General features: G+C 53.5%; 10 protein-coding genes. 6 read left to right on the top strand and 4 right to left on the bottom strand.

The features are described 5' to 3' along the window. Positions 1–3 precede the first annotated feature (3 nt). A complete protein-coding gene (locus MRY86_RS17915; RefSeq protein WP_293566210.1) occupies positions 4–1,458 on the bottom strand; it encodes a DUF1800 domain-containing protein in 1,455 nt (484 codons plus the stop codon). Positions 1,459–1,701: 243 nt separating this feature from the next. Here MRY86_RS17915 and MRY86_RS17910 point away from each other — a divergent pair, with 243 nt between their 5' ends. Next, positions 1,702–3,099, top strand: a complete 1,398-nt coding sequence (locus MRY86_RS17910; RefSeq protein ID WP_293566209.1) for a VWA domain-containing protein — start codon at positions 1,702–1,704, stop codon at positions 3,097–3,099. A 6-nt stretch (positions 3,100–3,105) separates the two neighbouring features. Here MRY86_RS17910 and kynU read toward each other — a convergent pair whose 3' ends face one another. After that, a complete protein-coding gene (gene kynU / locus MRY86_RS17905; protein ID WP_293566208.1) occupies positions 3,106–4,398 on the bottom strand; it encodes a kynureninase in 1,293 nt (430 codons plus the stop codon). Between the two features lie 298 nt (positions 4,399–4,696). On the opposite strand from kynU, the gene MRY86_RS17900 reads away from it, so the two are divergent. The 5 genes from MRY86_RS17900 (at position 4,697) to MRY86_RS17880 (ending at position 11,538) form a co-directional block, all read left to right on the top strand. Beyond that, positions 4,697–6,967 carry a gliding motility-associated C-terminal domain-containing protein gene (locus MRY86_RS17900; protein WP_293566207.1) on the top strand — a complete coding sequence of 757 codons (2,271 nt, stop codon included), beginning with the start codon at positions 4,697–4,699 and terminating at the stop codon, positions 6,965–6,967. Between the two features lie 15 nt (positions 6,968–6,982). Beyond that, entirely contained in the window at positions 6,983–7,999 is a 1,017-nt protein-coding gene (locus tag MRY86_RS17895) for a hypothetical protein (RefSeq protein ID WP_293566206.1), read from the top strand. A 12-nt stretch (positions 8,000–8,011) separates the two neighbouring features. Next, a complete protein-coding gene (locus MRY86_RS17890; protein ID WP_293566205.1) occupies positions 8,012–8,950 on the top strand; it encodes a hypothetical protein in 939 nt (312 codons plus the stop codon). Between the two features lie 129 nt (positions 8,951–9,079). Then, entirely contained in the window at positions 9,080–10,270 is a 1,191-nt protein-coding gene (locus tag MRY86_RS17885) for an acyl-CoA dehydrogenase (RefSeq protein ID WP_293566204.1), read from the top strand. A 137-nt stretch (positions 10,271–10,407) separates the two neighbouring features. Next, positions 10,408–11,538 (top strand): site-2 protease family protein, encoded by a 1,131-nt coding sequence (locus MRY86_RS17880; RefSeq protein WP_293566203.1) that lies wholly within the window; start codon positions 10,408–10,410, stop codon positions 11,536–11,538. A 42-nt stretch (positions 11,539–11,580) separates the two neighbouring features. On the opposite strand, the gene MRY86_RS17875 is transcribed toward MRY86_RS17880, so the two are convergent. Both MRY86_RS17875 and MRY86_RS17870 read right to left on the bottom strand, forming a co-directional pair. After that, the gene (locus tag MRY86_RS17875; protein WP_293566202.1) at positions 11,581–12,576 is read right to left on the bottom strand and encodes a virulence RhuM family protein; all 996 of its coding nucleotides are present in this window, start codon (positions 12,574–12,576) and stop codon (positions 11,581–11,583) included. 138 nt (positions 12,577–12,714) lie between these two features. Next, on the bottom strand, positions 12,715–13,182 hold the full coding sequence (locus tag MRY86_RS17870) for a YqhA family protein (protein WP_293566201.1): 468 nt from the start codon (positions 13,180–13,182) through the stop codon (positions 12,715–12,717). Between the last annotated feature and the right edge of the window lie 15 nt (positions 13,183–13,197).

The following is a 13,197-nucleotide window of genomic DNA, read 5'->3' as shown; positions in this document are numbered from 1 at the left end:
GGATTAAGCGAGTTGGAATTCGGGCAAACGGAAAAGGTGCCGCAGCAAAATGGCAATCTGCTCGTCGGCGGTATCCCAGTCCAGGTTCCATTCACCGGCATCAAAGTAATTCTGCGGGACTTCCCACTTGAAAACCGTAGTGGCCCGGTCATAAGCTTCCGGATTGCTCAGCCCGCCACTGATGAAATGATCAATGATGGAGACCGTGACCTCATACGGGTCAATAGAATTGCCGCTTAAATCCTTAGCCAGCTGCACCAGCTCCGGCTTGTAGTCAAAGTAGTACCGCCCGACGATAAAGTCCAGGGACAGCCACCGTTCGGTCATGGTATTGGTGTCGATCCAGTCGCGGTTGCCCGGCCAGCCTTTTACATCCACCGGAGAGAGGATTTGCTGCCCCAGGTCATTGGCGAGATAGCCTATGATCTGCAGTACTTCACCATCAATGGGCACCCGGCTTTCCCGGATGATATTGAGAAAGAGCTCCACCGGGCTTTTGATGATCGTGCCGATCACGTACTCATCAAAGAAGTGTTCGCTTTTGAACAGTTGCCGGAAAACCGGGGCAAGCTCGAAGTTATGGTCTTTGAAGGTCTGCGCCAGCCCTGCCACGATGCCCTCGTCCACCTCAGGGTGCACAAAGGTGCGGTAGATTTTGGTGCAAATGTGCTGGGCGATTTCATCAGGGCGTTGCTCAAACAGGATGTCGTGAAGCTCGTCATAACCCCAGTTGCCTGTTTGTCCAAAGACCGTTTTTTCCGTATTGTCAAACAGGAAAGGCACAAAGTTGATCGGTGTGCAATAGGGTGGGCCATTCAGCCCGTTCCATCCGGTGAGTGCGCGGGAAGCTTCGGCAATATCGTCTTGGGTGTACCCATTGTCCAGCCCCAGGGTAAAGAGCTCGAATAGCTCCCGGGCGTAGTTTTCATTGGACTCAAAACGGGTGTTTTGCACACCGTTGAGGTAGAGCAACATCGCGGGCGTTTTGCCCATTTCCACCGTAAAGTCCTTGAAGTTGCCCAGGGCATACTGCCGCAGCAGGCTGGTATATTGGTACATGTAAGAAGGGCACTGATAGCTGTTGAAGCTTGTCACAAAGTGGTTGTGCCAAAACAGCGCCAGCTTTTCGCGGAAGCCAAACTGCAGCATGCCGTTGAGCCACTCAGTCAGCCAGCTAATGACCTGCTCAAAGCGCTGGGTGTTAAAGTCATCGTAATCGGCGGTAGACCAGTTGGCCCATTCGGGCTCATCAGGCAGTGGGAGGTTGAGGGCTTCATCGATCAGATTATCGACCAGCGTCTCAGGGTCTTGCTGCAGCGCTCCCTCAATATCTTCGGGTGCGATGCCATGGCCCATTCGCCGGAAGAGGTGCTGTACCCGGGCTTTATTCCAGGGCTTATCGGCACTGGGCACATAGGGCTCTAATGTACCGGTTGCACAATTCTCGGTTATCATCATAGCTAAAAGGGTTTTCAGGTTCATTGAAAAGACGGCTGCCACCGTAAGAAAGTTACTTTGCATGGAGGCCGAACGGTCTAAAGCACGCTCCTTTGACGCAGGAACCTGCCTGGGGTTTAATGAGGAGGAATTTTTTAGTAGGCCTGACTCTGCAAGAACCCCTATCAAAAGCATTCATCAGACAGTAGCCGAAAAGTTGTATTTTAGAGGTGACATATACTGATTTTCCCAAAACCCAGCACCATGAAAACCCTTCTTTTAATCTTCACTACCCTGTATTTTGCTCTAACCGCATTTGCTCAGGAAGCACCCGCCCCTATGCTGCTCATTTACGATGCCAGTGGCTCTATGTGGCAAAAACTTGGCGATGAGACCAAGAAAGTACTTGCCGCTGAAGCCCTTTCCTCTACTGTAGCGAATTTTTCAGCAGACCAGCCGGTCGCCCTTATGGCCTACGGGCATCGCGAAAAGGACAACTGCGATGATGTAGAGTGGCTGCTCGGCCTCGATAATACCTCTAAGGAGGAAGTGATCAAGTCCGTCCGCAGTTTGAACCCCACCGGGAAGACACCTCTGGCCCGTTCTGCACGCATGGTCCTCGATCAGCTCAAGGCTCAGCAGAAAACAGCCACGCTCATCCTCATTACCGATGGCATTGAATCCTGTGACGGGGATTTGTGCCAGACTATAGCAGAGGCCCGGCTGTCGGGTATTGATTTCAAACTGCATATTGTGGGGTTTGGCATCAAAGAAGAAACGGCTGCCCTGCAGTGCGCTGCTGATGCCGGAGGCGGGCAGTACTTTGATGCTTCTGATGTGGATAAGCTTGCTGCGGCCCTTCAGGAGGCTACCCGGACCACTGTCGACAACCCCTCCGAAAACCTCTCCATTTTTGCCACCAAAAATGGGCAACCTGTTGATGCCTGGATTAAAGTATACCCATCGGATGGTGAAGAAGCGGTCGCCGGGGGGCGTACCTACCGGGATACCGCTCTGCTAGCCGTCCCTGCCGGGCGATTTAAAGTGGATGTCCGCCCACTGGAAAATACGGATATCAGAGGCACAAGCTTTGAGATTGCGCTTTCAGCCGAGGAGCAACTGCACCGAACGGTCAGCTTCGACGCCGCCAAAATAAGTGTGACGACAACAGTCAATGGCGAACTCACCGATGGGATTGCCAGGGTTTATCCTGCAGACTTTAGCCAACCGGTTGCCAACGCCCGTACTTACGGCGGCACTAAAGTCATGGAAGTAGACCCGGGCACGTACCACATCACTTTTGAAGGGCTGAAGGTCAATGGGGCAGGGAAGCTGGATACGATAAGGAACATCACCCTTGACGGCGGTGCCGCCCGGGAGATGGTGCATAACTTCGAGGTAGGCACGCTGGTCATCGGGGTGCAAACCCAAAGCGGAGAACTGATCGACGCAACGGTAAATGTAGTGGATAAAGCACTCCGGCAAAATATGGCAGGCAGCCGTACCTATACCAGTCCCGGCAGCAACCCCCGTACCTATGATTTGACCCCCGGGCTGTATGAAGTCAGGATCCGGACCCTCGGCGCGCATAGCGGGCAGGACGAAACGATAGAGGTTGAGATCAAGCCGCAAACAACCGTAGAGAAAATATTGACCTATTAACAGCGCCTAGGCGGCTCCCAGCAGCTCAACAAAGCGATAAACCTCCTCAAAGGTGTTGTAAAGTGGTGTTGGCGCTACCCGGATAACCCCCGCTTCACCCGGAGGAAGCTGCTTGCCGCTAAGGTTGTCTTCCCGCCAGTCGGCAATGACGCCCTGCTCCGACAGTGTGTCAAATAACTTCTTTCCACCTTGTTCTGTGTAAATGGAAAGCTGACAGCCCCGCGCTTCCGGTGCGGCAGGGGTGATAATACGGAAACGCCCGGCGGGTAAACCCTGCAATAGCTTTTCCAGGTAGCCGGTAAGCTGTTCGCTCTTTTGCCGCAAGGCAGGCATGGTCGCTTCGTAGAAAATGTCCAGGCTGGCCTTGTGCACGGCAAAACTGAAAATCTGTGCATTGCTCAGCTGCCAGCCCGCTGCGCCCGGCATGGGATGAAAACCTTTGCGCATCAGAAACCGCTCGTTCTCATCGTGGCCCCACCAGCCGGCAAAGCGGGGCAGGTCGGGGTTGTTGCCGTGGCGCTCGTGCACGAAGGCACCGCTTGGTCCGCCGGGGCCGGAGTTCAGGTATTTGTAACTGCACCATACCGCGAAGTCAGCGCCCCAGTCATGGAGTTTCAGGTGGGCGTTGCCCGCAGCATGCGCGAGGTCGAAACCGGCATAAGCGCCTGCTTGGTGAGCAGCTTTGGTAATAGCTTGCATATCAAAGAGCTGCCCGGTAAAGTAATTGACGCCACCAAAGAGGACCAGCGCGGTTTGTGCTCCATGCTCCTCAATTGTGGCAATAATATCTTCTGTGCGCAGGGTGTCTTCCCCGGATCGGGGCTGCACCTCCACAATCGCTTCCTCCGGGCTAAAGCCGTGCCATTTCACCTGGCTTTCCACCGCGTACTGATCAGAGGGGAAAGCCCCGGCCTCCATAATGATCTTGAAACGGGTGGCGTCCGGCCGGTAAAAGCTTACCATCATGAGGTGCAGGTTGGTGGTCAGGGTGTTCATCACCACGACCTCTTCCGGCATGGCACCTACCACATGCGCGCTTTGCTCCGTCAGGAACTTGTGGTAATCCATCCAGGGCAAATCACCCCGGAAGTGCCCTTCCACGCCATGGGTTTTCCAATGCTCGAGTTCGTGCTTCAGTGCGGCTTCTGCTGTTTTGGGCTGTAGCCCCAGGGAGTTGCCACAGAGGTAGAGGCTGTCCTGTCCGTTATGCTGTGGAATGAAAAAGCGGTCGCGGAAGCGGCGCATTGGGTCGCAGGCATCCATTTCGCGGGCGTAGGCAAGAGTGGTGGCTTCGGGCATGAGGTTTTTTTGCAAAGATAAACAATGGGCAGAAACCCCTGCAAAGCAGTAGAAAAGGCTAACAAACTAAGAACAGGTTTAATATGTCCAGCGCTCTTTATCAAAAAACTAGCACCGGATTCCCTTGGCATCTTATGGAAAAGTGATACCTTTACAGCCCGGCAGGGCATAAGCCTTGTCAGCGTCATAATCTCCACACCCTCGCCCCGCACCGGGGAGCACCCTGAATTTAAAGACTGCCTGTCCCAATGCAGTAGCAAACTGCTATGGGAGGAAACGATGCCAGAAGGTTAAATTGATGAAGGACTACGACTTCTACCTGCTGAAATGCTATTGCGCTGTAGCGCTGCTACTCTGTGTCCCCGTTATTTTACCGGCACAGCCTATCATGCTTGGTGACTGCGGTCAGCCCTATGTGGACCCGCAGGACGGCAATAACACGATGACGGCCCAAAACCGTGATACGTTACGCTACACCACTTACTTCGTGGAAACCCAGCAGCAGCAATCCTACATCGTGGATGTGAATGCCTTCGGTGGGCAGCAGGTGGACCGGGTGGAGGTGCAGGCGATCATGCCGGATAGTTCCCTCAAATCACTGGGCACCCTCGCTTTTGGCAACTGCGTGGGCTGCCTTAACGGCTTCGCTCTGATCGACAATGATAGCCTTATCGTTTCAGAAGTCGCTGATGTCAATACCATGGAGATGTGGCTACAGGCGCTGGGGCAGCCTGCCTTTGCTCTGCCTGGTAATCTGCAGACGCTGAGCGGTGTGGGCCGGATCAGCGGGACCGCGCCTTTTTGCGCCATCGGGCTGCAGGTACAGTACAGCGTGTACAGCGATCCCAATAATGCCTCCACCGAATTTTCCACCTACATCCACTGCCCGGAGCCGGTGAGCGATTGCAGCTTCAACCCCGTGGGCATACCCGATTGCAATGCCAATGCCATTTACTTCTTTGCCGGTGTGCCGGCAGGCTGCTTTGCAGATGATGCCACCATGGAATGGACAGATGCCGCCGGTAATGTGGTGGGCAGCGGGCTCATTACCAATCATCCGTTCGAAGGGAATCAGGGCTGGTACTACTTCACTGCGGTGGACGACTGCTGCACGGTCCGCGACTCCTTTCTGGTGACCGACCCTGAATTTGCAGATGCCGGCCCCGATGAAAGCCTTTGCAACGGTACTGGCTTTTCCCTTGCCGGTACCGGTGGGCAGGGGCACTTCTGGACGCTCCCGGACGGAACTTCGACCACCGACTCCATTTACCAAACGGTAGCTTTGAATCCGGGTAATGAGGGCGCGTACATCTTACATGCCTTCAACGAAGAGGGCTGCGAAGACCTGGACACCATGAACCTACAGATTCTCCTTCCGCCCACACCCGAGTTGAGTGCTTCTGCCGCCTGCCTCGGCGATACGGTCTTCCTGCTTACGCAAAATGACAGCCTGTTCCAGAGCCTGCAGTGGGTCAACCCTTATCAGGTGCCGATACCTTTTTCCTTCGTGACAGATTTTGAAGTGACGGATATCGGGGAGTACAGCCTCACGGCAACGGACCTGAATGGATGCAGTATCACAGTGCCGCTTTTTGTTACCGCCAATCCCCTGCCGGAGCCCGAGCTGATCATCGAAGAGACCTGCGATACGGCCTTTGCCTACTTTTATCCGCCGGAGCTGAGCTTTGAATGGCCCGGTGGCAGTGGCAATGAGCTGGCAACGGCGACTGGGGGCATCTACGCCGTTACCGTAACCGATTCTCTTGGCTGTGCACTGGACTGGCAGGTGGACATCCCGGAACCCGATGGCCCGGAAGTGCAGCTTTTCATCGAACAGCCCGTCTGCCCCGGGGAGCTGGGCGAGGTGGAAATCGAGTTGCACAGTACCGAGCGGCAGGCAATTTTCTCCATTGACGGAGGGGAGAATTACACCCTTTCCCAACGCTTCAAAGACTTGGGCTACGGAGACTACCTGCTGGTCATCCGTGACCTGTTTGACTGTGTACAGGAATTCCCCATAACCATAACCCGGCCCGATACTTTGGGCGTCAGCCTGGACTACGAACCGATTGAAGTGCGACCGACGACGCCCATTTCCCTGACCGCCAATACCATCGGCGATGTGCAGCGCCTCCAATGGGTGCCCGACGAAATTGATACCGGCCAGCCCACTACTGATTTCATTGCCACCCGAAATTTGGATATCCGGGTGATCGTGGAAGATGGCCGCGGCTGCCTGGCATCAGCTGCTCTGCCGCTCACAGTAGTACTTGGGGATGTCTACGGGCCAACCGCATTCTCACCCAATGGCGACGGCATCAACGACCGGCTTATTTTGTACAGCGACGGGAGCTCCGGTGAAATCGTGGAGCGCTTTCAGGTGTACGACCGCTGGGGCGGGCTGCTTTTTGAAGAAGAAGAAGTGCCCCTCAATGACCAAAGCTATGGCTGGGACGGCAACCGGCTGGACGAGCCCATGAACACCGGCACTTACGCCTACTACGGCATTGTGCGCTACCCTAATGGCTTTCGGCGCATCGTCGAGGGCGAAGTCCACCTGATCCGATAAAACTGAAATGAAGTGATGAATAAAATAGTAACCCAAATCTGTGGTCTTTGCCTCTTGCTGCTGCCGGGCTTGCTGCCTGCCCAGGCTTTTGAGTTTGGGATGGAGACCACCACCGGTATTTCCAATGCCAGTTTTCGGGGGGAGCTTTCGGAAATCGTTGGCTTTTCTGAGCTGGAGATTGCGGAGACTGAAGTGGACAGCGCTTTTGCCTTTTTTGACCTTAATGCGCCCCGCTGGCTGAAAAACCTCTTTCCCGGCCTGCGCATCGAAATCGAGCAGGAGCTGGAACGGCAGCAAAGGCGAAATGTCCGGATGGCGCGCTTCTTCGTACGCTACAAATTCATTGGAGGCAGTGTAGCTGTTTCTGACCCCCGCTACATTGACCGGGCCGAGAGCAAAAAATTAAGCAATCAGATCGAGTCGGTCCGCCTTTCCCTGCGCGGGGATGCCGAAGCTCTGGCAGCGCACCTGGCGCAGATGGCTTTGTCTGATGCCGGGCGGGCGCAGCCCTTTTTTCCTAACCGGTATGATGCGGAGGTGTACGTTCATTTCAAAAAGTTATTCCTGGGCGACCGCCCCCTCGTCGCTTTCGGGCGCAACGAGCAGATATCCATAGATGCCGAGCTGACCGGCGGGCTTCGGCTGACCGCCGATCCTTCGCCAATGGTTGACTTGGGCAACATCCTCTTCATTAGCGAAAAGCTGGACAGCCTGATGGAAGGCGGCCTGCTGGCACCGGTGGAAGACATCACCGATCAGGTAGCAGTGGCACTGCAAAATATTGTATTTGGAAAGTTCCGGGATCCGCGCACCATCCCTTCTCTGGGCTGGTTTGCCCGGGCTACCGTGCCGGTCAATTTTGGCGGAGGTTTCTCTGTTATTGGCGGCATAGAGGTGGCCCGAAGCCGGCATACCGTCGTAGAGGGGACGGACCCCATGCTGCAGACGTACGCGCACGTAGGCGTACGCTGGCGCACCGGTTTTGGCTGGAAGCAAAACAATGCACAACGATCCGCCCGGCGGCGGAAATAAACTCAATAGACTATGAGAAAAAATGTACTACTACTACTGATCTTCATGATACTGAGCCTGTCGGCTGCCTGGGCACAGGGCCGCGTAGGGGAGCACAGCACCCGCTACCTGCTGGTACTGGATGATGCACAACTGGATTTCGGCGTCAAGATGAACGCCGTATTTGCACTGGACGACCGGGCACCTTTGTCTGCCAATCCTCACTTTCAGGCCATGTGGAACCTGGTCAAGCTGGGGGCCTCGCTCGAAGCCTTGCTGCAAGGCGCTGCCGAGCCGATGAGCGAGCTGGAAATGGGCGAGGAGTTCGGCCGTAATGGATACAACAAGACCGTGGCGACTTTCTTCCTGCGCTATAGCTTTGGGGAGTCTTCTGACCTGCAGCTACAGCCACAGTCTATCGAGATAGGCGCAAGCCCAGGTTATTTCCGGGAAGGCGGCAAGGGGATGAACCTCCACCTTGACTACCGGTACAGTTTTCTGAAAACCCGCTACGGTGCGGGTGGGGGCAGCCTCGACCGCCCTTTTGACTACGAAGTATTCCTGGGGCTGCGTACCGGTTTTGACTGGAGCTTTCAGCGCTCCGAAAGTGAGGCTGGCTTTTTCCAGTTCCTCAATCAGGAAATTGAGCGAATTGCCCTGGAAAACGAATTTACAGCTACTCAGCTGGTCGCCCTGCAAGACCTAGCTGACGATAGCAAAGTGCTCCTTCCCGAAGACGTAGGCGGGCGGGCTTTCCACATCGGGCCCATTGCGGGCATTCGGTTGTCGAGGAAGCTTTTTTCGCATGGGCGCATTTTTGCCCATGGTCAGCTATTCTACGATTTGATGGATATCAGTCAGGGGCGCGAAGGCGAGGTCAACCGGCGTAGTCAGCACCACGCAGCGGTACAGATGGGCATGGAATTCGCTATCGGTGGGGAAGGGCGCCGGACGAATAGCAGTTTTTACTAAACACCAACAAAGGCGAGGCTTCAAAATTTTATTTTGTGCTGAAAATAGCGTATTTTCGCTAAGTACACATAAGTTATTTGCTAATATTTTGAGTGGTACACCGCCCTCAACTGAATAAACCAATAAAATATGTTTTTTGAACTCACCGAAGAGCAACTGGCCGTTCAGGAAGCGGCACGTGAATTTGCCCAAAAAGAACTCAAGCCCGGCGTGATTGAGCGCGATTCCAAGCAGGAATACCCTACGGAGCAAGTCCGCAAAATGGGCGAGCTGGGCTTCCTGGGCATGATGGTATCGCCGGAGTACGGTGGCGGCGGCATGGACACGATGTCCTACGTGCTGGCTATGGAGGAAATTTCTAAGGTCGACAACTCCTGCTCGGTCATCATGTCGGTCAACAACTCTCTGGTCTGCTGGGGCATTGAAACCTACGGAACAGAAGCCCAAAAAGCAAAGTACCTGCCTAAGCTGGCTACCGGCGAATGGATCGGTGCTTTCTGCCTCTCCGAGCCGGAAGCAGGCAGTGACGCCACGATGCAGCGCACCACGGCTGTAGACATGGGCGACCACTACGTACTCAACGGCACCAAAAACTGGATCACCAACGGCGGCACTTCCAAGCTGCACCTGGTAATGGCGCAGACTGACCCGGAGAAAGGGCACCGGGGCATCAACTGCTTCATTGTCGAGACGGATTCGGAAGGCGTAGCGATTGGCGCCAAGGAAGACAAGCTGGGCATCCGTTCTTCTGACACCCACACCATCATGTACACCGATGTGAAGGTGCCTAAGGAAAACCGTATTGGCGAAGACGGCTTCGGCTTCAAGTTTGCGATGAAGACGCTGTCTGGCGGCCGGATCGGTATTGCTGCTCAGGCACTGGGTATTGCCGGCGGTGCTTACGAACTGGCGCTGAACTACTCCAAGGAACGCGAAGCCTTTGGCAAAGCGATCAGCAAGCATCAGGCGATTGCTTTCAAGCTGGCAGATATGGCTACCGAAATTGAGGCGGCCAAGCTGATGGTATATCGTTCGGCCTGGCTCAAAGATAACCACATGGATTATGATATGGCGAGCTCTATGGCGAAGATGTATGCCTCAGAAGTGGCGATGCGGCATACCGTGGAAGCGGTTCAGGTTCACGGTGGTTATGGCTTTGTAAAAGAGTACCACGTAGAGCGCCTGATGCGCGATGCAAAGATTACGCAAATCTACGAAGGTACTTCCGAGATACAGCGCGTGGTGATCTCCCGCAACATCCTTAAAGGGCAGCTCTATCTGCCAATCTTCCGGGACAGCATGCAGGAGCAGGGCGTGTAAGCGCTTCCGATCCGCCAAAAAGCGATACAAAAGCATCTTCTCAGTATTGGGGAGGTGCTTTTGTTGATTCAGCCCAAAAACTAAGCCTCCCGTTTTTACGTTTGTAGATCAAATTCATTCTTTACCTAACCTCACTCATGAAAGGCGTTGTCCAAATTGCGAAGTTCTTCGGTATCCCGGTGCAGGTCCACTGGACGTTCCTGCTCATCTTCGTATGGGTACTGGCGAAAGGGCTGGGTGAAGCCTGGGACTGGGAGACGATGGCCTGGATGATGGGTTTTGTATTGGCCATCTTTGGCTGCGTGGTGCTGCATGAATTTGGGCATGCCCTCACGGCCCGCCGCTACGGCGTGGATACCCGCGATATCATCCTGTCGCCCATCGGTGGCGTGGCGCGCCTGGACCGCCTGCCGGAAAATCCGGTACATGAGTTTATGGTGGCCGTGGCCGGGCCAATGGTCAATGTATTTATCGGATTGCTGCTTTCAGCTCAGCCCCTGCTGGCTTCCGAGGCAAGCCGGTCGAAGTTCTACAACTTCTTCATGAGCCTGGCTTATCCCAATTCCAATATCTTTTCGGTGGGCTTATCGCCCTGGGATTACTTCCTCTTCGGGCTGATTTTCCTGAACGGTATCCTGGCGGTTTTCAATATGGTGCCGGCTTTCCCTATGGACGGGGGACGGGTGCTGCGGGCACTGCTGTCCATCCGCCTGGGCCGCCTGAAGGCTACGCGGATTGCCACTTACGTAGGGCAGGTGCTGGCGATAGGTCTGGTCGCCTTCGGGGTGTGGCAGTTTAGTATCATCACGGCGGTAATCGGTATTTTCGTGTTTGTAATGGCTGCCAATGAGTACAAAATGGTGCGCTTCGATGGTATCCTCAGCAAGCACGCGGTAGCCGATATCATGCGCCCGCAATACACCCCCCTGTATACGGATCAGCCGCTGTCTGCTGCCTTTGACCTGATGCAGCATGGCACCGAACGTCACTTCCTCGTATTCGATGAATGGCACAACCTGACCGGCACGCTAGGCGAGCGCAGACTCGTCAAACTTGCCAAGGACAAAAAGCTTGACCCTTCCTCTATGCCCCTCAGCAGCGTCATCCGCCCTTTCCCCGATGCCCTCCTTCCCACCGATCCGCTGGATGAAGCCTACGGTAAGGTGTACTGGAAAGGCCGTGGTATCCTCCCGGTCTTCCATCAGGGCAAGCTGGTAGGTGTGGTGGATGAGAATGGGCTGTCGGGATTGTTGAAGGTGAAGCGGTAGGGGGATTAACCTCGTACTTAGCTAACTTCGCTTCTGTGAATTTCACTTTTTCGGTTTCTTCAACTTTTTAATGTCTTCTTCCAACTCTTTAAGGCTAGCTTCCTTCTCAATCGCTTTTAGTTGTTGCTTGAATTTCTCGTACTCGGCGCCTGATTTCTCCAATGCCATTTTACGCGAAACTTTACCTGCATGGGTCAATAATTCCCTGCCGTTTAATTGCAAAATGGTATCTAATCGCTCAATCCAATCTTTCATATACATGGGGGTTTGCTGCTGTGCCATTGTTTCAGCAAATGCCAGATATTGCTCCACCAACAAGCCCAAAAGCCTCATTTCTTCTTCATTCAAGTAATTTTTGGCAATGCTTACTTCCGCCTTTTTTATGGAAGCCACTTGTTTTTTGTCGTAAGAAAGCATGCCCATCAAGGGCAAACTGGCATCCACACGCCTATACACTAATTCTGCTGCGGTTTGCTCACTGATCGCCCAAAGCAGTTTGTTTTGAACGATTTTGAAAAACTCAATGGTTTTTTCGTCTTTAGGGTCATAGTCTATGCTGGTAGCGTAGATGTCTTTGATTTTTTGGTAGAAGAACTTCTCCGACAGGCGTATCTCACGAATACGCTCTTGCAACTCATTGAAATAGTTCATAGAGCTGCCCGACTTAAAGCGGTCGTCATTGAGCGTAAAGCCCTTTATAATGTATTCCTTTAAACGCTGTGTTGCCCAAATACGGAACTGTGTGCCCTGAACCGATTTTACCCGATAGCCGACTGAAATAATGACATCTAAGTTGTAGTGATTGATTGCATAGTTTTTACCATCCGCAGCAGTTGTCCGGAATTTCCGGACAACTGAATTTTCGTCCAATTCGCCTTCTTTGAAAATATTGCCGATATGCTCACTGATGGTACGCTTGTCTTTCCCAAACAAGGTAGCCATCTGTGCTTGGGTAAGCCAAACGGTTTCTTCCTGCAGACGTACATCTATCTTGATGTTGCCGTCTTGGTTTTTGTAGATGAGGATTTCTCCATTCATACGGCTTCTGTTTTTAAGATCGTCTACTCTCCTCCTCTTCACAAACCTCTCTCATCAGTACAGGGCGAAGTAGCCAGCTATTGAACTTGTGCCATTTGCACCAGCCATACAGAGCCTTCAGGCACTTTTACACAAGTGCTAACTTTCTTTCTGCTGTTTGATGCTCAGGAAGTAGCTCAGCCCAATAATCACCAGCCCCAAAGCAACGCCATAACCCATAATATCGTCCTCCCCATTCCAGGTGACGACTTTGCCCATGAAGGAAATACTCATGACTAAAATCGCCACCGTAATGAGCATGACCTTGAGCTGATCCATATTTTTGATGTTGATCCAGTCGGGCAGGCCGGCTATCGGTTTAAAAAAGAGCTCGTACAAGCCTACCGCTACAAGCAGGGCGGTGATGCCGAGCAGAAAAAAATCAACGATGCCCACTACAATTACGATGATGTCTTTTTCGGAGTGCTGATTCTGCAGGATACCACCTGCCGCGTGTACCGTCTCTACCATACCATACAGCATTACCGCAACGGATAAGGCAAAGATGCCCAGCAGCCCAATTGCTGCCAGGCCTTTTATGCAGTAAATGAGAAACCGATTGCCCATTTCTTTTTTCTGTAA

Origin of the sequence: Phaeodactylibacter sp. (genome assembly GCF_022763345.1) — a bacterium.
Taxonomy (GTDB): Bacteria; Bacteroidota; Bacteroidia; order Chitinophagales; family Saprospiraceae; genus Phaeodactylibacter.
The sequence above is the reverse complement of the archived record's forward strand: the minus strand, read 5'-3'. Positions and strand labels throughout refer to the sequence as shown.

What these genes read in the sequence shown, in the direction of transcription:
- MRY86_RS17915 (WP_293566210.1), bottom strand. Translation starts at nt 1,458, where the DNA reads ATGATGATAACCGAGAATTGTGCAACCGGTACATTAGAGCCCTATGTG.
- MRY86_RS17910 (WP_293566209.1), top strand. Translation starts at nt 1,702, where the DNA reads ATGAAAACCCTTCTTTTAATCTTCACTACCCTGTATTTTGCTCTAACC.
- kynU (WP_293566208.1), bottom strand. Translation starts at nt 4,398, where the DNA reads ATGCCCGAAGCCACCACTCTTGCCTACGCCCGCGAAATGGATGCCTGC.
- MRY86_RS17900 (WP_293566207.1), top strand. Translation starts at nt 4,697, where the DNA reads ATGAAGGACTACGACTTCTACCTGCTGAAATGCTATTGCGCTGTAGCG.
- MRY86_RS17895 (WP_293566206.1), top strand. Translation starts at nt 6,983, where the DNA reads ATGAATAAAATAGTAACCCAAATCTGTGGTCTTTGCCTCTTGCTGCTG.
- MRY86_RS17890 (WP_293566205.1), top strand. Translation starts at nt 8,012, where the DNA reads ATGAGAAAAAATGTACTACTACTACTGATCTTCATGATACTGAGCCTG.
- MRY86_RS17885 (WP_293566204.1), top strand. Translation starts at nt 9,080, where the DNA reads ATGTTTTTTGAACTCACCGAAGAGCAACTGGCCGTTCAGGAAGCGGCA.
- MRY86_RS17880 (WP_293566203.1), top strand. Translation starts at nt 10,408, where the DNA reads ATGAAAGGCGTTGTCCAAATTGCGAAGTTCTTCGGTATCCCGGTGCAG.
- MRY86_RS17875 (WP_293566202.1), bottom strand. Translation starts at nt 12,576, where the DNA reads ATGAATGGAGAAATCCTCATCTACAAAAACCAAGACGGCAACATCAAG.
- MRY86_RS17870 (WP_293566201.1), bottom strand. Translation starts at nt 13,182, where the DNA reads ATGGGCAATCGGTTTCTCATTTACTGCATAAAAGGCCTGGCAGCAATT.